The sequence below is a fragment of the Aeromonas piscicola genome, from assembly GCF_000820005.1.
Classification (GTDB): Bacteria; Pseudomonadota; Gammaproteobacteria; order Enterobacterales; family Aeromonadaceae; genus Aeromonas; species Aeromonas piscicola.
On the sequence record NZ_CDBL01000079.1, the window covers coordinates 57,845 to 75,810 of the forward strand.

The 17,966-nt window shown below is 64.1% G+C and carries 15 protein-coding genes and 2 tRNA genes; 13 read left to right on the forward strand and 4 right to left on the reverse strand.

The features are described from left to right. Positions 1–92 precede the first annotated feature (92 nt). Positions 93–434 (forward strand): ribosome hibernation-promoting factor, HPF/YfiA family, encoded by a 342-nt coding sequence (hpf, locus tag BN1128_RS20970; protein WP_042872444.1) that lies wholly within the window; start codon positions 93–95, stop codon positions 432–434. A 99-nt stretch (positions 435–533) separates the two neighbouring features. On the opposite strand, the gene BN1128_RS20975 is transcribed toward hpf, so the two are convergent. Then, positions 534–1,043 carry a VC2046/SO_2500 family protein gene (locus tag BN1128_RS20975; RefSeq protein WP_042872576.1) on the reverse strand — a complete coding sequence of 170 codons (510 nt, stop codon included), beginning with the start codon at positions 1,041–1,043 and terminating at the stop codon, positions 534–536. Positions 1,044–1,168: 125 nt separating this feature from the next. On the opposite strand from BN1128_RS20975, the gene BN1128_RS20980 reads away from it, so the two are divergent. Then, positions 1,169–1,253: transfer RNA gene (locus BN1128_RS20980), tRNA-Tyr, on the forward strand. Between the two features lie 52 nt (positions 1,254–1,305). After that, a tRNA-Tyr gene (locus BN1128_RS20985) sits at positions 1,306–1,390 on the forward strand. A 126-nt stretch (positions 1,391–1,516) separates the two neighbouring features. On the opposite strand, the gene tamB is transcribed toward BN1128_RS20985, so the two are convergent. Together tamB and tamA are read right to left on the reverse strand one after the other, a co-directional pair. Then, positions 1,517–5,302, reverse strand: a complete 3,786-nt coding sequence (gene tamB / locus BN1128_RS20990; protein ID WP_042872447.1) for an autotransporter assembly complex protein TamB — start codon at positions 5,300–5,302, stop codon at positions 1,517–1,519. A 76-nt stretch (positions 5,303–5,378) separates the two neighbouring features. Then, positions 5,379–7,154, reverse strand: coding sequence for an autotransporter assembly complex protein TamA (gene tamA, locus BN1128_RS20995; protein ID WP_042872449.1), 1,776 nt, complete (start codon positions 7,152–7,154; stop codon positions 5,379–5,381). A gap of 592 nt (positions 7,155–7,746) precedes the next feature. Between tamA and BN1128_RS21000 the strand changes: the two genes are divergently transcribed. Then, positions 7,747–8,121, forward strand: a complete 375-nt coding sequence (locus BN1128_RS21000; protein ID WP_042872451.1) for a hypothetical protein — start codon at positions 7,747–7,749, stop codon at positions 8,119–8,121. Between the two features lie 79 nt (positions 8,122–8,200). Then, on the forward strand, positions 8,201–8,479 hold the full coding sequence (locus BN1128_RS21005) for a peptidylprolyl isomerase (protein WP_005309750.1): 279 nt from the start codon (positions 8,201–8,203) through the stop codon (positions 8,477–8,479). A 4-nt stretch (positions 8,480–8,483) separates the two neighbouring features. On the opposite strand, the gene BN1128_RS21010 is transcribed toward BN1128_RS21005, so the two are convergent. Continuing rightward, entirely contained in the window at positions 8,484–9,041 is a 558-nt protein-coding gene (locus BN1128_RS21010) for a peptide-methionine (S)-S-oxide reductase (protein WP_042872454.1), read from the reverse strand. A gap of 51 nt (positions 9,042–9,092) precedes the next feature. Between BN1128_RS21010 and BN1128_RS21015 the strand changes: the two genes are divergently transcribed. From BN1128_RS21015 to mltB, 8 genes are all read left to right on the forward strand, one after another. Next, entirely contained in the window at positions 9,093–9,767 is a 675-nt protein-coding gene (locus BN1128_RS21015; RefSeq protein WP_042872455.1) for a DUF1499 domain-containing protein, read from the forward strand. Positions 9,768–9,777: 10 nt separating this feature from the next. Beyond that, positions 9,778–10,371, forward strand: a complete 594-nt coding sequence (locus BN1128_RS21020) for a carboxymuconolactone decarboxylase family protein (RefSeq protein ID WP_042872457.1) — start codon at positions 9,778–9,780, stop codon at positions 10,369–10,371. After that, positions 10,371–12,563, forward strand: a complete 2,193-nt coding sequence (locus tag BN1128_RS21025; RefSeq protein WP_042872459.1) for an FAD-dependent oxidoreductase — start codon at positions 10,371–10,373, stop codon at positions 12,561–12,563. The genes BN1128_RS21020 and BN1128_RS21025 overlap by 1 nt, the downstream gene beginning before the upstream one ends. A 22-nt stretch (positions 12,564–12,585) precedes the next feature. Then, positions 12,586–13,776 carry an ABC transporter substrate-binding protein gene (locus BN1128_RS21030; protein WP_042872460.1) on the forward strand — a complete coding sequence of 397 codons (1,191 nt, stop codon included), beginning with the start codon at positions 12,586–12,588 and terminating at the stop codon, positions 13,774–13,776. Next, entirely contained in the window at positions 13,776–15,446 is a 1,671-nt protein-coding gene (locus tag BN1128_RS21035) for an ABC transporter permease family protein (RefSeq protein WP_042872463.1), read from the forward strand. The genes BN1128_RS21030 and BN1128_RS21035 overlap by 1 nt, the downstream gene beginning before the upstream one ends. A 16-nt stretch (positions 15,447–15,462) precedes the next feature. Then, a complete protein-coding gene (locus BN1128_RS21040) occupies positions 15,463–16,128 on the forward strand; it encodes an ATP-binding cassette domain-containing protein (protein WP_042872464.1) in 666 nt (221 codons plus the stop codon). After that, a complete protein-coding gene (locus BN1128_RS21045) occupies positions 16,121–16,744 on the forward strand; it encodes a CDP-alcohol phosphatidyltransferase family protein (protein WP_042872466.1) in 624 nt (207 codons plus the stop codon). The genes BN1128_RS21040 and BN1128_RS21045 overlap by 8 nt, the downstream gene beginning before the upstream one ends. 88 nt (positions 16,745–16,832) lie before the next feature. Further along, the gene (gene mltB / locus BN1128_RS21050) at positions 16,833–17,924 is read left to right on the forward strand and encodes a lytic murein transglycosylase B (protein ID WP_042872469.1); all 1,092 of its coding nucleotides are present in this window, start codon (positions 16,833–16,835) and stop codon (positions 17,922–17,924) included. The last annotated feature ends 42 nt before the right edge of the window (positions 17,925–17,966 follow it).

Consider the following 17,966-nt stretch of genomic DNA (forward strand, 5'->3'; position numbering starts at 1 on the left):
GATTCATTTCGTGACCAAGATCACATTTCAATATTCCACCATGAGTAATCTGAAGGTGAAGACACAAGCAAGACGACCCGAAGGGGGCCAATATGAAAATCGAAATTACCAGCAAAATCATCGACATCACCCCGGCTATCCGCGAGCGCATTGAATCCCGCTTTGAAAAGCTCGAACGTCTTCAGGTGCCTCTTATCACACCCCATGTGATTGTCTCCAAAGAGCGTCTGATGTTTATCGTTGAAGCCAGTGCTGGCATCCCCAACGGCAAACTGTTTGCCCAGGCAGAACACGAGGATATGTACGCCGCCATCACCGAACTGGGGCAAAAGCTGGAACGTCAGCTCAACCGCCATATCGAAAAGCCCATGGCTCGTCGTGCGGCCGCCAGTACCAAGGAAGTCGTACCCCAGGCGGATGAAGCCGACGCATAATCTGCCGCACATCACACGAATCAAGTACCAAGGCGGGATCTTCCCGCCTTTTTGCATCCTGACGCTGCCGCGAGTCGATGACCCCCTCCTTGCCCCGTCTCAGCTTAACCAGTGCAGGCGGGCATCCACCCCCTGTTGCAGCGCATCCAGTATTGGCAGCATGAGCAGCGGATCGTCACACCTTGGTTGATCCGCCAGCTTGCGTTGCCAACGCTCGCGACCCAGGGGCGAGAGGTTGTCATACACGGCGGGATCCAGCGCCGGCTGCGGGCCGAGCAAGGGCGGCGAGCGCAGTGCCAGCCAGAGCCTCACATCCACCATGGAGCCTCCCTGCTGCAACCGTTCGTTGAGTCGCACGCCCTCCCCATCGTCCTCCCCCCCTTGCAGGGGGGCCACCGCCGATAGCTCAAAACGGCCGCGCCAGTCCTGGGGCTCAGGTCTGGACACGGCCGCCGGATCGAACCAGGGCTGCTCCTCCACAGCGTCGGTCAGCAGGGCCAGGTGCAGACGAAAGTCAGCCCTGTCGCCGTGCTGGAGATCCCGGTTGAGACGTTGCCCCAGTTGGGCCTCGTCAACCAACAGCTGATCACGTATTGCGCTGGGTAGCATGAGATAACTCTTGGAAATGGTGGTTTCATCGCTTATCGGCCGCAAATCGGATCCTGTGAGCAGGAAAAATCCCGCCAAGGGGTTCACAACAGCGGAAGATCTGTTAGTATGCGCCTCGCACTTGTGGAGGGGTTCCCGAGCGGTCAAAGGGATCAGACTGTAAATCTGACGGCTCTGCCTTCGAAGGTTCGAATCCTTCTCCCTCCACCATTTCAAGTGCAATCGCGGCGCGAGTCGTGGATAAAAATTGGTAATACCCCGTGGAGGGGTTCCCGAGCGGCCAAAGGGATCAGACTGTAAATCTGACGGCTCTGCCTTCGAAGGTTCGAATCCTTCTCCCTCCACCACCCTTCAGAAAACCCGGCCTGCGCCGGGTTTTCGCATTTCTGGCCAGCCGCGACCGGCCTGGGCCGCATGCAACAACGCACATAAAAAACGGGAGGCCTGGGCCTCCCGTTTTGCATTCAGCTGCCCTACAGGGTGAAGCGATAGAAGATGTCCACCGCCTGGGCCACCCCGCTCATGGCCTGCAGGTAGAGTCTGGGCATCAGCTCGTAGCGCAGCTTGAACTCAGCGATGGGGCTGAACACCCCGACCCCGTACTGGAACTGCAAGCCGGGCAGCAGATAGGCCGACAGGGTCACCTGGGTATTGTCACCGCTGCCGGCGGTATCGAGGGCCACATCGCTCATGCCAAGGGATTCCCCCAGGCTGGAGACAACGCCGTTGGCCTGGCTGACAGCACCGGCCACCAGCAAACCGTTGAAGCCGCCATCCTCGCCACTGGTCTGCAGCCCCTTGCCGCGCAGCAGATAGGAGAGCTGCTCGGACTGGGCCATCTGCGGCTCCGAGTAGACGGTGATCTTGGGCTTGCTCGCCGGCCCCGTCACCCGCACCCCGACCGTCACCTTGTCCTCTATGGTATCGGGATCCCGATACGCCTCTATGTTGAGGAAGGGCTGATCGAGGGGGCCGGAGAAGAGGATCCGACCATCCTTGATGATGAGGTTCTGGCCATAGGCCTTGAAGCGGCCATCGTTGAGCACCAGCTGGCCGTTGCCCGCCAGCGGCCGGGACGGCTCCTGGCGGATGTTGATGCCCCCCCCCACCTTGGTCTTGAGGCCCATGGCCTCCAGCCGCACGTCATCGCCGAGCCGGATCGCCAGCTTGATCGCCATCGGCAACGGCGCAGTCTTCGGCAGTGGCGGCAGATCGTCATAGACCACAGTCACGTCGTCGGAGACGGCCACCGCACTCTCGGGCAGGCTCTTGACCAGGATCCGCGCCCAGGGAATGTCGACCTGACCCGTGATCAGGGTCTCCTCTCCCAGCGAGATGGCGATGTCGGGGGAGACCCGCACTCGTCCCATGCCAGGATACTGGGCCTCCAGCTCCTTGCCCTGAATGGTGAGGCTGCCGCTGACCGGCATCCTGGCCCAGCTCAGCCAGCCCCCCAGCGCCAGCGGGCCCTTGCCCACCAGCATGGTACCGTCGAGCTCGGCCCGGTTGCCTTCGATCTTGAGCCGGGTCACCAGCTTGGAGAGGGTCACCATGTCGGAATGGGTCTGCACCTCCCCATCCAGCAAGTTGAGCTGGCCAAACAGCAAGGGGGCGGCCAGGGTGCCATCGAAGCGGGCATCGGCGGAGATGATCCCCTGCAGGGAGCGCACCTCGGGGATGAGCGGGGCGAAGGTGGTCAGCTTGAGGTCGTAAAACTTGAGCTGACCCGACAGCTGGCCACGGCCGGACGGATCCTTGATCAGCAGATCGGTATCGATAGTGCCTATCTGTTTGGAGACGAAATCGAGCCGGATCGCCGCCTGCTGGCGCTCGAAATCGACCCCAAGCTCGAGGCGCTGGTAGTCGGTCTTGAGCTCATCGGCGACCAGGGTGCCCGGCGTGGTACGCACTGTGGCGTGCAGGGTCGGCTGGTTGCCTCGCCAGCTGGCCCGGCCATCGGCGGAGAGCACCGCCAGCCAGCGGAAGTTCTCCGGCAGCCAGGGGCGCAGGCGCTTGAGATCGAAGCCGCTCAGGGCAAATTCGAGGCTGCCCTGCTGGGCCGACACCTGGCTGCCCTTGATGCAGAGGCTTGCCCCCTGGGATCCCAGGCAGAGATCCCCCATGGTCAGCCGCTGGCGCGGCAGATCGAGGTCGAGCGCCCAGGGGGCGGTCAGCTCCCAACGGCGCAGCGGCGTCTTCAGCTTGAGTTCCGACAAGGCGCCGCGCCAGCGATCCCCGCGCAGGCCACCGCTCAGGTTGAGGTTGGCCGCCACAGGATCGCCCTTCATGGTCAGCGACAAGACATGCTGATTGAGGTCACCGTTCAGGTTCAGGGCCAGCTGGCTGAGCGCGTTGGCCCCCTGTGCCAGGCTCGCCACCGTCAGCGCCAGCTCGCCGGCCGGCTTGTCGCCGACCAGGGCATTGCCCTTGATGGCGATCCCTTTCAGATCCGTGCCCGCATAGTAGAGCCGGCTGGCGGCCAGTTCAGTGGTGACCCTGGGCGCCTGCTGATTGCCGGTGAGGCGCACCTGCCCCTTGATGTCTCCCTTCAGGCCGGGGTAGAGCCCGGCCAGGTTGGGGGCATCGATATCCGCATCCAGCTTCCAGGCCTGCTGACTGAGGCTGCCCTTGGCCTGCAGCTGGTTGGGGCCGCTTTGCAGCGCCAGCGCGGGGATGGTCCACTCCATCTTGTCATTGCCGCTCGCGCTGCCCTTGATGGCCAGCGGATACTGGTTGAGCTTGCCATCCACCTTCAGCTCGGGCAGTTGCAGTTGCCAATGGCCGGCTTCATCGAGTTCGAAACGGCTGGCAATCTTGCCCGCCAGGGAACCCTTGAGCTCGGGCACCAGCTCGGCCGGATTGATCCCCTTGAATTCTGTGGTGCCCTGCCAGCGCACTCCCTGGTTCCAGGCCAGCTTGCCATCGAGCTTGAGCTCCCCTTTCAGGGCGTTGAGCAGCAGGTTTATCTGGTTCAGTTGTGCCAGATCCCCCTTGCCCGTCAACGCCAGCTTGAAGGGGGGCACGTCCGTGCCCTTGCCGGCGGTATTCAAGGCAAACTGATAGCCGGAGAGCTTGCCCTTGGCGGTCAGGCTGCCCTTGTCCAGCTGATAGCTGGGCTCATCCTTGGTTGGCTGGTGCAGCGGCCAGCCGAGGCGCTTCCACTCCAGCCCCAGGTCAAACGGCAAGTCAGGGTTGAGGGCGGCCAATGACCCCTTGAGGTTGGCGGCCACAGGCCCCTTGGCTTGCAGCGCCAGCGCCAGCTTGCCTACCGAACCACCCAGGGTCAGGGTAGCCTGCTGCCCTTTGAGTTCGCCATCGAGCAGCCCCTTGCGGGCCTTGGCATCCAGGGTCAACTCGAGCGGATAGTCCTCGGTCAGCCGAACATGGCCCTTGAGCGCCAGATCCGCCATGGCATGGCGCAGGGAGAGCTCGCGCACCTCGATGCGCTCCTCTTTGGCACTGGCCGACAGCAGCAGGGTGTCGAGCCCTTCGATCAGCGCCCCTTGTTGATAGCGAAACGCCGTGGCCTGCAATCCTTCCAGCTGGATGGGGAAAGGCAGCCGGATGGCGGGCAGCTCGATGGGCGCCGCCTTGATTGCCTTCTGCGCCTTGCTCTCATCCGCCGGCTTCGCCTTGGCGGTGACAGGCGACTTGGCCGCAGCCTTGTCTTTGGTGGTTGCCTTGCCGGCAGCCGGTTTGGCGGCATCGGCAGCCGGCGTCTCGGCCAGAGTGACGTTCAGACCGTCCAGCACGGGCCCGCGCACTATGAGCCCCTTGCGACTGAGGGTGGCGCCTATGTCGAGGGACTTGAGCGTCACATCCACGCCGGGCACCGCCAGATCGAGATCCGCCACCTTGAGGCTGTCGACCTGGATCCTGAGGGGCAGCGGATGCCAGACGAAGGGCTCTGACGGCTCTTCCGGCACAGGCTCGGACTCGGCGACCTTGACCACGGGGTGGGTGACGTTAAGGGATTTGATCCAGAGCTTGCCCTGCAACAACTTGCCCAGATCCCAGTCCAGCACGGCGCGATCGACAGTGACATCCACCAGCTCGTCCTGCCAGCCGACCCCTTCCAGGGTCCAGCCATAACCGAGCTGGCCCGCCACCAGCTCCCCCTTGAGGGAGGGCAGCGCCGCCCTGGCCTGCAGCCACAGCCACTTGTTGCCCTGATGGGTGAAACCCAGCAGGCTGACGCCGATGAGCAGCAGGAAGACGAGCCCCATCAGCCAGAGAAAAATGCGTTTTACCCAGATCACAGCGCAGACCCCCGCGAAACATGCAGCCGCAGCGGCCAGGAAAGAGAACAGAGAGAATGAGTGGGTTCAAACCGGATCATAATTCAGGCCCCAGCGCGAAATGGAGCCGCAGCGGCTTGTCTTCCTCGGAAATGCCCACCGCCAGATCGAGCCTGACCTGACCTATGGGGGTGACCCAGCGCACGCCAACACCCGTGCCTATCTTCCAGGCCTCGCTGTAATCGACTGTAGCCGTCCCTCCATCCACGAACAGGGCGCCGAGCCATTTGTCGCTGAAGCGGTAGTTGTATTCGGCACTGGCGACGCTCACGTAACGGCCCCCCAGCAGCTTGCCGTCGCTGCCGCGCGGCGATATGGTCTCGTAGCCATAGCCACGCACCGTCTGGTCACCGCCGGTGAAGAAGCGCAGTGACGGCGGCACCAGCGAGAAGCTGTCCCCTATGATGGCGCCCTGCTCGGCCCGTAGCAGGAAGCGGTGATCATCGCCCAGGGTGCGCAGCCACTTGCTGCGCCCCCACACCCGCACGAAGCTGATGTCGGAACCCCAGTAGGGATCGGAAAACTCCAGGGTCAGCTGCTGGCGATCGCCCCAGTCAGGCACCAGACCGCCACGCACCCGCAGCCGCGACCAGGAGACACCGGGGATCAACAGCAAGCTGTTCCCCTCGTCGGCACCCTGGGTATAGATCTCGTTCTCGAGCCGGATAAAGACGTCTCTGTCCCAGCTCTCCGGCCGCCGCTTCCAGCGGTGCACGCTGACGGTGGTCAGGTCGGAGCGGGTATCGTTGTTGTCCTTGTATTGATAACCCGCCTGCAGCGAGTAGTAATCCCGCAGCGGGTTGCCCACCGGGATCTGGTAATCGAAGCTCAGCTCGGCCTCGGGCTGTGAAACCTTGGCGGTAGCGTTGAGGCGATGGCCATAACGGTTGACCCAGGGCTTCTCCCAGGTGGCGCTCATGCGCGGCCCCACATCGGTGGCATAGCCGATACCCGTCTCTATCTCGTGGTCGACCCGGTTGGAGAGGGTCACCTGCACCGGCACACGGTTGCCCTCGGCCTGGCTGATCATGGGCTTGATATCCACCTGCTTGAACAGCTTGGTGGAGGAGACATCCTGCGACATCTCGGCCAACCGGATCGCCAGATAGGGGTCGCCGCTCTTGATGTTGATGAGCGGCCGAATGAGGCGCAGCGCCTCGGGCGTAGCGTCGTAGTGGATCTCGCCAAAGTGATAGCGGGGGCCAGAGCGAAACAGTATGTAGATCTCGGCCGTGCCCTGATCAGGGAACACTTTGACCTGGCTCTTGCTGATCTTGGCGTCGAAGTAGCCGCGAGCCAGCCCCAGGTTGCCGAGATCCGCCTTGATGGATTCGTATTTGCCGTGGTTGAGGGGATCCCCTTCCTTCAGAGGCAGCTTGTCCAGCAACTCGCTGTAGATCTCGTCGCTGCCCGCGTCCCCTTCCAGCAGTATGTCGAGGCGGGAGATGATGACGGGCTTGCCCGCGTCCACCTCGATCACCACCCTGGTGGGGGCTTTTTTGTCGCGGCTCAGGGTGATTTTGGGCTGATAGTAGCCATAGACCTGCAGGGCTTTTTGCACGCTCTCGGTGATCTTGGCGCGGGCCGGGCGGTATTGGCGCTCCTGATAGACAGGCAGCGCATTGAGGTAGGCTTCGACGTTATCCTTGGTCTCCCCTCTCAGCCCCTTGATCTGATAGGTGAGTTTGGCCGCCATGACCGGCGTGACAAACAGCAGCAGACAGAGGCTCAGGCCCAGCGCGCGGAGCCCACGACGGAAAACCCGTCCGGGCGATGAGATCCCTGCAGGCAGGGGCGGATTGCATCCTGTCAAACGTCAATTTCCCCGAAGAACATGATTAAAATAATGCAATATTTAGAATGAATATGAGGCTCACTCGATGGCAAGCGCGCCTCATCCTAGCATATCCCCGGCGCAACATCAGAGCGGAGCGGCATCGAAATTCACCATATTATTGAAGCCTTTGCCGCTCGGCTTGCTCACTTTCCTCCCGCCTGCCCCACAGACTTATGCCATTGTGGGTAAAAAAGGGCCATTCCTCAGCCATCAGGCCATGACAGGCATCACAAACGGCTGTCCGTCTCGCCTCCCCCCTTGCGCCAACGCCCTCTCGCCGACGCGACATCAACTGTCGGCAACTGGTCAAGATGACGACGCCGGCCCGCTACCTGCCCCTGAGTCCCTGCCTTCCTCTTCGATCCAAAGCTTATTTAGATGATAAAAATCAACTGGTTGAATCTGAACAATCAAAGCCTCGTTCGCCTCAATCGATTTATCCCGCTGCCCCCCGCGGCTCGTCTCGCCCACACTGGGTTCATCTACCGAAGAAAACGCATCGCCCGCACCGGCGTCATGAGTCCAGGGGCCCGTCGCACCTGATGCTCTCAACCGAAGGAGACACATCATGCATGCACGCAGCGAACAGATGGCTGACTACATTGCCGACCGACTCGAGTTCATCACCTTTCTCGCCTGTTGCAGCGCCCTGCTGGCCCTGCTGACTGGCATGAACGGCCAGCAGGCACTGGCCTTTACCGCCCTCAATTTGCCATTCGGGCTCGCCATCCTGCTAGGCATGGCCATGCTGGCGCCATTGCCGGCGCACTGGCGCCTGCCGGGCATCACTCTCTTGCTGGCGGGCTGCGCCCTGGCCACCCTGCAACTGGGGGGCGACTGGCTCAACCCCTTGGCCATCTGGAGCCTGCATGCCCTGCTGGGGCTGGAGATCCTGTGGCAATCGCGTCCAAGAGCCCGCCTCGGCGCACGCGCCCGCAGTTAATCCCTGCATGGCGGCTGACGCGCGGCGGGAATTGGAGTAATCTTGCGCCCCGATTTGCCCGCCGCCGAGGAGCGCCAACATGAAGAAAGCCTGTGCCCAGCACATCCTGGTCAAGACAGAGAAGCAGTGTCTGGAGATCAAGGAGAAACTTGCCAAGGGGGCCGACTTTGGTCAGATGGCCAAGCGTTTTTCCACCTGTGCCTCGTCCAAACGTTCGGGGGATCTGGGGGAGTTTTCGAAGGGCGACATGGTCAAGCCGTTTGACGATGCCGTGTTCAAGGGCGAACTGCTGACAGTGCTCGGCCCGGTGCGCACCAAGTTCGGCTTTCACCTCATCAAGGTGCTCTACCGCAACTGATGGCTCAGGGCTCGGGTGTCAATACCAGGGGCCAGCCGCCGCAACGGCGGGCATAGAAGCCAAAGCGCCAGGGATGGCGCGCCGCCCAGTCCTCCATCTCGGGTGCCGGCGTGAAGCGGCTATCCTGCCAGAGCGATACCCGGCTCACGCGGCCATGCAGCGCCTGCCAGCGCGTCAGGCTCACCTGGGCCAGACGCCACTGATAGTCATCCCTGGGCAGCAGAGCCGGGACAAATTCCTGACCGCGATTGCAATATTGCCCGCCACCATCGTGCCCATCCACCAGCTGCCAGAAGACATTGAGCAGATCACCATAACCCACCAGGGCCGGATCGTAATCGATGCGCACCGCCTGGCGGCGCGCCGCCCCCTGTGCAGGCGTGGTTTCCTCGGGCAAGGGGATGACATAGCCGGGTTCGACCCGCGTCACCCCGGGCACGGCCTCATAGACGATCTCGGCGCGCCACATGTCCCCCGCCGCCAGCATTGCTGTATCTGCCCACAGCGAAGCGCTTGGGGAAATCAGCAGGATTGAGATAAATTTACTAACGTTATCAGTCAATTAAGTTTATCCTTCTGGGCACTTGTCCATCATAACCAGTGGATCCCCGTTATGCCCAGTTATTTGTGGTGGCCCCTGCTGGCCTGGTTGCTGCCCCTCGCTGGCGCCCTCGGCAGCCGCCTTCACCTCTGGCCCTGGTGGCTGGGGTTCGCCATCTGTCTGCTCGGTGCGCTGATATCGCTCCTATTGCTGGTCCGCCTGCCCTGGAGCCGGCGCAAGGTCCCGAGCCTGTGGGGGATAACCCCGCTGCTGCTGCCCCTGCTGTTGCTGGTGCAGGCACTGCGCATGCCACCGCTCAACGATGTCAGCACGGACCCCTATAACCCGCCGCCCCTGCGCTGGGCTGCCGAGCTGAGAACGGTGCAGGATCTGCCCATCAATGCGGCCCCCTTGAAAGCATTTGAGAGCAAACCCGGTCCTCTCTATACCAGTGCCTCCCCGATCGAGGTGATCACCGAGGCGAACGAGCTGATGGAAGAGTTGGGCTGGCAGGTGCGTCCGAGCCAGGATGGTCTCGATGCGGTGGCCACCACCAGCTGGTTCGGTTTTCAGGATGACGTGGCGCTGCGAGTCTTTGCCGGCCCGAAAGAGACCCGCATCGACATGCGATCGGCCTCCCGCCAAGGGCGCAGCGATCTGGGTACCAACCGGGCGCGGATCGAGGACTTTCTGATCCGACTCAACGAGCGACTCGGTCAGGCCTACAAACCCAATTTGAAGCAATAGAAGGTAATCAATGCGCGTCGAGGTCAAGCCCGATCGGGAATATGCCTGGTTTATCCGCCCCTTTTTCTGGCTGCAGAAACGCAACTACGGTCAGGTGCTGATCCCGGGCAAGTGCTGGGGCCGTTCGCCCCGGCTGTTCGCCGCCGTCGCCACCCTCTACGGCGTCATCAACCGCAAGCGCTCGCCCATCGATCCCGTGCTGCGATCCCTGGTGACGGTGCGGGTCTCCCAGCTCAACTGGTGCCGCTTCTGCGTTGACATCAACGCCATGACCCTCATCAAGCGGGCCGGCTCCAGCGCCAAGGTAGAGGCGCTGGCCAGCTGGCGCAGCAGCCCCCTGTTCGACGAGCGGGAGAAGGCGGTGCTCGACTACACGGAAGCCATGACAGGGCTGGATGGGGTGAGCGACGCGCAGGCTGCGCGCCTCAAGCCCTGGTTCGACGACGATGCCATGGTGGAGCTGACCGGCCTCATCGCCTTCCAGAACATGTCGGCCAAGTTCAATGCGGCCCTCGACATCGCCCCCCAGGGCTTTTGCCAGCTGCCGGTGCAACCCGAGCGCCCGGCCGCGCCACCCGATCAGCAACCCGGCAAGGACGCCTGATGACACGGGCCCGCCTGCTGCTCCTGCTGGTGATGGGGTGCCTCATCGGCACCTTCTTCGCCCTCGATCTTGGCCGTTACCTCAGTCTGGGCGCCTTGCAGGCCCAGCAGGCGGCACTGGCGCAATGGGTCGACACCCATTTTGTCGCCGCCGCCCTGCTGTTTGTCGCCATCTACGTGCTGAGCACGGCTCTCTCCCTGCCCGGCGCCAGCCTGCTCACCCTGGGCGGCAGCGCGGTATTCGGCATCGGCTGGGGGCTGCTGCTGGTCTCCTTTGCCAGCACCCTGGGCGCGACCCTGGCCTTTCTCAGCGCCCGCTTCCTGCTGCGCGACTGGGTCAGGGCCCGCTTTGGCGACAAGCTGGCCACCTTCCAGGCCGGGATGGAGAAGGACGGCACCTTCTACCTGCTGAGTCTGCGCCTCATCCCCCTCTTCCCCTTCTTTCTGGTCAACCTGCTGATGGGGCTCACTCCCATCAGAGTCAGTACCTACTACTGGGTGAGCCAGCTCGGCATGCTGCCCGGCACCTTCGTCTACGTGCTGGCGGGCAGCGAGCTGGCGACCCTCACCAGCACGGGCAACATTCTCTCCCCCGGCCTGATGGTAGCGCTGACCCTGCTGGGGCTGATGCCCTTCTTGATCAGGCGCGCCATGCAACAACTTGCCCTGCGCCGCCTCCATGCCCCCTATCGTAAACCTGCCCGTTATGACTACAACCTGCTGGTGATCGGGGCCGGCGCCGGTGGGCTGGTCACCAGCTATATCGCTGCCGCGGTAAAAGCCAAGGTGGCGCTCATCGAGAAGCACAAGATGGGGGGCGATTGCCTCAACAGAGGCTGCGTCCCCTCCAAGGCGCTGATCCGCAGCGCCCGCTTTGCCGCCGAGCAGCGCAGGGCGGACGAGCTGGGCTTTAGCCCAAGCCAATCCCGCGCCGACTTTGCTGCTGTGATGGAGCGGGTGGCCGCGATCATCAAGGAGGTCGAGCCCCACGACTCGGTGGAACGCTATCAGGGCCTGGGGGTGGAGTGTATTGAAGGCGAGGCGCGGCTGGTCTCCCCCTGGGAGCTGGAAGTGAACGGCCGGCGCCTTGCCAGCCGCCATATCGTACTCGCCACCGGCGCCAGACCCTGGGTGCCGGATCTGCCAGGATTGGCCGACGTGCCTTATCTCACCTCGGACAGTCTCTGGCAGCTGCGCACCCCGCCGCGCCGCCTGCTGGTACTTGGCGGTGGCCCCATCGGCTGCGAGCTGGCCCAGAGCTTCGCCCTGCTCGGCACCCCGGTCACGCTGGTGGAGCTGGCCGATCAGCTGCTGCCGCGCGAAGAGCGGGAGGTGGCCGATGCGCTGCAATCCCAGCTGACCCGTGACGGTGTCACCCTGCTCACCGGCTGGCGCGCCGAGCGGGTCGACTATCTGCCAGAGGGGGGGCAGGCATCGGACCCGCAGCCGCAATCAGCGGAAACGCAAAGCACCCTGCCCATTCGGCTGCAACTGCGCCGAGGCGATGAAGTGCAGGTAATAGAGGGGGATCAACTGCTGCTGGCGCTGGGCCGCGTTGCCAATGTGAGCGGCTTCGGGCTCGAAGAGCTGGGGGTGGAACTGGCGCCCCGTGGCACGGTTGCCGTCGATGGCTTTCTCGCCACCAACTTCCCCAGCATTTTGGCGGTGGGGGACGTGGCCGGCCCCTACCAGTTCACCCATTTTGCCGCCCATCAGGCCTGGTATGCCGCCGTCAATGCCCTGTTCGGCCAGTTCAAGCGTTTCAAGGCGGATTACAGGGTGATCCCGGCGACCACCTACACCACGCCGGAAATTGCCCGGGTCGGCCTCAACCGCAAGGAGGCCGAAGCCGAGGGTATCTCTTTCGAGACGACCCGCTTTGCGCTGGCCGAGCTGGATCGCGCCATCGCCGACGGGGAGCGCCAGGGCTTTATCGAGGTGCTGACCGTGCCCGGCAAGGACCAGATCCTGGGTGCCACCATAGTGGGCACTCACGCCGGCGAGCGGATCGCCGAATTTGTGCTCGCCATGCGCCACCGGCTGGGGCTTGGCAAGATCCTCGCCACCATACACGCTTATCCCACCCTGATGGAGGGGAACAAGTACGTGGCCGGTGAGTGGAAACGGGCCCACCAGCCCACCCGGGTGCTGGCCCTGCTGGCCCGTTATCATAGCTGGCGCCGCGGCGCCTGATCCTTTGCCCAAGGTAACTCCCATGCTCAAGACACTGCCCTTGCTCAAATCCCTGTTGTGCGCCCTGCCCCTGCTGGCAGGCGGCGCCCTCTTTGCCCATGCCAGTGCCAATGAAGCCAAGGATGCCCACTGGCAGCAGACCCTGGCCCAGGCGAAGGGGCAGACAGTCTACTTCAACGCTTGGGGCGGCAGCCCGGAGATCAACGCCTATCTGGTGTGGGCCGGCCAGGAGCTTGAGCGCCAGTATCAGGTCAAGCTGGTGCAGGTAAAGGTGGATGACATAGCCCAGAGCGTCAGCCAGCTGCTTGCCAACAAGCAGGCGGGCAAAGACACGGGCGGCCCCATCGATCTGCTCTGGGTCAACGGCGAGAACTTCAAGGCGCTCAAGGAGCAGGGGCTGCTCGGCGCCCCCTTTACCGGTGATCTGCCCAATATGGCACGGGTAGACAAGACGCTGCCGGTGAGTGAGGACTTCACTGTGCCGGTCGAAGGGCTGGAAGCGCCCTGGGGCATAGGCCAGCTCAACTTCATGGTCAATGGAGATCAGGTGGCAACCCCGCCCACCTCGGCGGCAACCCTGCTCGCCTGGGTCAAGGAACATCCCGGTCGCTTCACCTATCCCAAGCCGCCCCAGTTTCATGGTTCCAGCTTCCTCAAGCAGATCCTGCTGGAGTTGACAGCCGATCCCGCCCCCCTCTATCGGGAGGCGACCGAAGCCGACTTTGACCGGCTCACAACCCCGCTCTGGGCCTGGCTCGATGAGCTGCACCCGGCGCTCTGGCGCAAGGGCAAGCTGTTCCCCGCCAGCGCCGCCGAGACCCGCCAGTTGCTCGATGATGGCGAGCTCGCCATGGCCATCAGCTTCAACCCGCAAGAAGCCCAGAGCGCGGTGCAAAACGGTACCCTGCCCCCGAGCGTGGTAGCGGTCGCCATGGAGAAGGGGGCGCTGACCAACAGCCACTTTCTCGCCATCCCCTTCAACGCCACGGCCCGGGCCGGCGCCAAGGTGGTGGCCAACTTCCTGCTGAGCCCGGTGGCCCAGGCCCGCAAGGCCGAGCCCGCCTTCTGGGGCGATCCCAGCGTGCTGCAAGCCAGCGCCCTGCCGGTCTCGGCCAAACAGGCGCCTGCGCTGCGCTTCAAGGCTAAGCCTGAGCCCCACCCCAGCTGGCAGCTCAGGCTCGAAGCGGCCTGGGCCGAGCGTTACGGTCACTGATGAGCCTGGCCGGTCACCTAGCGTCCAACTGGCGCCCTTTGTTTGGCGCCAGTTGCGCCGCCCTGCTGGCCGCCCCCTTGCTGGGGGGGCTGGGGTTGCTGCTGGCCGAAGGGGGGGCCCCCTCGCACCTTCAACGGCTGCTGGCCCAGCCCGGACTCTGGCACTCGGCTGCCTTGAGCCTCTGGATTGGTGCCGCCTCGACCCTGGGCAGCCTGCTGCTGACGGCATTGCTGCTGGCGCACAGCGGCCAGCAGGGGGCAAAGAGCCGGGCCTTCTCGCTGCTGCAGCGCCTGCTCTCTCCCCTGCTGGCGCTGCCCCACGTCGCCTTCGCCATCGGCTTGGCCTTTCTGCTCGCCCCCTCCGGCTGGCTGCTGCGCCTCGTCTCGCCTGCGCTCACTGGCTTTGAGTTTCCCCCCGACTGGCAAACCATCAAGGATCCGCTGGGTCTTGGGCTGATCCTCGCCCTGATCCTGAAGGAAACCCCCTTTCTGCTGCTGATGGCGCTGGCCGCACTGGAGCCCGCCAAGCTGGCACGCCAGCAGTGGCTCGGCGCCAGCATGGGGTTCAGCGCGCCGCAGATCTGGTGGCGCCTGCTGCTGCCGGCCCTCTGGCCCGTCCTGCGCCTGCCCCTCTATGCGGTGGCCGCCTACGGGGTGGCCGTGGTGGATCTGGCCCAGCTGCTCGGACCCGATGCCCCCGCCCCGTTGGCGGTCAGGTTGTGGCTCTGGTATCAGGATCCGGATCTCGTCTGGCGTAGCGCCACCGCCAGCGGGGCCCTCTTGCTGCTCGCCCTCAGCCTGCTGCTGCTCGCCGGTTTGCGGCTGCTGGAGTGGGGCCACACGAGCATCGGCAAGCACGTCTGGCTCGATGGCCGCCGGACCGAGCCTGGTCTGCTGGCCGCCCGCCTGGCCAGCGGCAGCGTATTTGTCCTGATCGCGGTCAATCTGGCGGTGCTGGGGGCGCTGCTGCTCTGGTCGCTGACCCGCCGCTGGTCCTTCCCCGACCTGTGGCCGAGCCAGTGGAGCGGCCAGCATTGGCAAGATCTGCTGCCGGGCCTGATGCCGCTGCTAATTGACAGCGCCTTGCTGGCACTGGCGAGCGGGCTGCTTGCACTGATCATGGTGGTGCTGAGCCTAGAGGCGCAGCAGGGCCGCCGCCCCTGGCCACTCTGGCTCATCTGTCTGCCGCTCTTGCTGCCCCAGGCAAGCCTGCTGTTTGGCGTCCGCCTCGGGCTCGACTGGCTAGGCGGCGACATTGGCTGGGGCTGGGTGCTCTGGAGCCAGCTGCTGTTTGTCTTCCCCTACGTCTATCTCTGCCTGCACGGCCCTTACCGCCAGTTCGACCCGCGCCTGGTGCAAGCCGCGCTGACGCTGGGGGCCGGCCCCTGGCGCGTCTGGTGGCGGGTGAAGGGACCTCTGCTGGCCCCCCCGCTGCTGTTCGCCTTCGCGGTGGGGGCAGCTGTGAGCTTGGCCCAGTATCTGCCGACCCTGCTGTTTGGTGCAGGAAGAGTGGTCACCATCACCACCGAGGCGGTGGCCATCGGCAGCGGCCTCAATCGGCGGCTGGCGGGCCTCTACGGCTTGCTGCAACTGCTGCTGCCGCTCTTTATCTATCTGCTGGCGCTCTGGCTGCCGGCCAGGCTCAACCCGGCGCTCAAGGGCGCCCGCTGAACACGAGAACTTGCCGATGCTGAGCACTACACCCCTTCGCCTCTATCTCGATGAAAACCTGCTGCTGTCGCTGCCTGCGTTGCAGGTGGCGCCGGGCGAGGTGCTGACCCTGATGGGACCAAGCGGTTGCGGCAAGAGCTCGCTGCTGGCGGCGCTGGCCGGGGTCTTGCCGCCCAGGGGCCCCATCCGGCTGGAGGGGGAGATACAACTCGACGAGCGGCTGCTCACCCCCTTGCCTCCCCAGGCGCGGCGCATCGGCATGCTGTTTCAGGATGACCTGCTGTTTGCCCACATGACGGTGGCCGAGAACCTGATGTTCGGCATGCCCGCCACCCTCAAGGGATTGGCGACCAGACGAGCAGCCGCGTTGGCCGCACTGGCTCAGGTGGCGCTGGCGGATCAGGCCGACAAGTTGCCGGGGGCACTCTCCGGCGGCCAGAAGGCGCGAGTCAGCCTGCTGCGGGCCCTGCTGGCCGAGCCGCAAGCCCTGCTGCTGGACGAGCCCTTCTCGCGCCTCGACAAACCGCTGCGCGCCGCGTTCAGAACCCTGGTGTTCGAGCGGCTCAAGACCAGAGGCATGCCTGCCATCCTGGTGACCCATGACGAGGAGGATGCCCCCGGCACCATACTCGATCTCACACCCTCTCTTTGTCTGCCAACCGAGGACCCCGACCTTGTTTGATCGCCACCTTATTCCCCTGATCCGCAGCCCCCTCACCCGGCTGGCCAGACCCTTGTGCCGGGCCGGGATCAGCGCCAACCAGATAAGCCTCACCGGCTTTGCCATCGGCATGCTGGCGCTGCCGCTGCTGGCTTTTGGCTGCTATCCGTGGGCGCTGGCAGCCATCCTGCTCAACCGCTTGCTGGACGGGCTGGACGGCGCAGTAGCACGGGAAACCCGGATCACCGACTGCGGCGGCTTTCTCGACATCACCCTCGATTTCATCTTCTACGCCGCCGTGGTGCTGGGGTTTGCCCTCGCCGCCCCCGTCAACGCCCTGCCCGCCGCCACCCTGCTGTTCGCCTTCATGGGCACAGGTTCGAGCTTTCTGGCCTTCGCCATCATGGCGGGCAAGCAGGGGATCGAAAACCCCGTCTACCATCACAAGTCCCTCTACTATCTGGGCGGCCTCACCGAGGGGAGCGAGACCATAGCCCTGTTCGTGCTGATGTGCCTCTGGCCCGCGGAATTTGCACCACTCGCCTACGGCTTTGCCCTGCTCTGCCTCATCACCACCCTGACCCGACTCTGGAGCGGTTATCACACCCTGCAGCAGCAAGGGCACAGGGAGCGATGAACAAGGCGCCTGCGATGCACTGAGCACTTGCGCATGGATGACAATGTTTTACCATGGCGGCACTCTTTTTCAGGCTCATGAGAACCTTATGCGTCGCCTTGTCTCCGTGCTCACACTTTCCCTGTTTCCCCTGCTCTATGGCTGCAGCAGCACGCCGGCTGCCAGGCCCGTGGTCAAACCCCAGCCCAACAGCGCCTTCATCAACCAGACGCAGCCAAGCCGCCCCGTCTATGGTCAGGGGGTCAGCAAGGGGGATTTTGCCAATCGCAGCAACGTGGATCAGTTCGTGCAACGCATGGTGCAAAGGCACGGGTTTGACGGCGCCGAGCTGCACGGTGTGCTGGCACAGGCGCAGCGTTATGACTGGATCATCCGGCTGATGGATGCCCAGGCCCCCACGCCGAGCAAGCCCACAGGCCCGACCGGCGCCTGGAATCGCTACCGCGCCAAGTTCATCACCCCGGACAACGTGCAAAATGGCGTCAGCTTCTGGCGCGAATACGAAAGCGAGCTCAACCGCGCCCAGCAGGTGTATGGGGTGCCGCCGGAGATCATCGTTGGCATCATAGGGGTGGAGACCCGCTGGGGCCGGGTGATGGGCAAGACCCGCATCCTGGATGCGTTGGCGACCCTGGCATTTGACTACCCGCGCCGCGCCGAGTTCTTCACCAGCGAATTGGAATCTTTCCTGGTGATGACCCGGGATGAGGGGATGGATCCCACCGAACCCAAGGGCTCCTACGCCGGCGCCATGGGTTATGGCCAGTTCATGCCCTCCAGCTTCCAGCGTTACGCGGTGGACTTCAACGGTAACGGCCACACCAACTTGTGGGATCCGGTGGATGCCATCGGCAGCGTCGCCAACTACTTCAAGGCCCACGGCTGGGAGAAGGGCCAGCCAGTGGCGGTGCGTGGTCAGGGCCAGCTGCCCGGCTATGAGCACGGCTTCCAGACCCGCTACCCCGTCGCCTCCCTGCGCCGCGCCGGGCTGACCCCCACCAGCCCGCTGGGCAACCACAGCGAGTCGAGCCTGCTGCGCCTGGATGTGGGCACCGGTTACCAATACTGGTACGGTCTGCCGAACTTCTACGCAATCACCCGCTACAACCACAGCACCCACTACGCCATGGCGGTGTGGCAGCTGGGGTTGGCGGTCAAGGATGCCCGCGGCGGTTACTGAACCGAGATTTAGCGACAACAAAAACGGGCCCGCGGGCCCGTT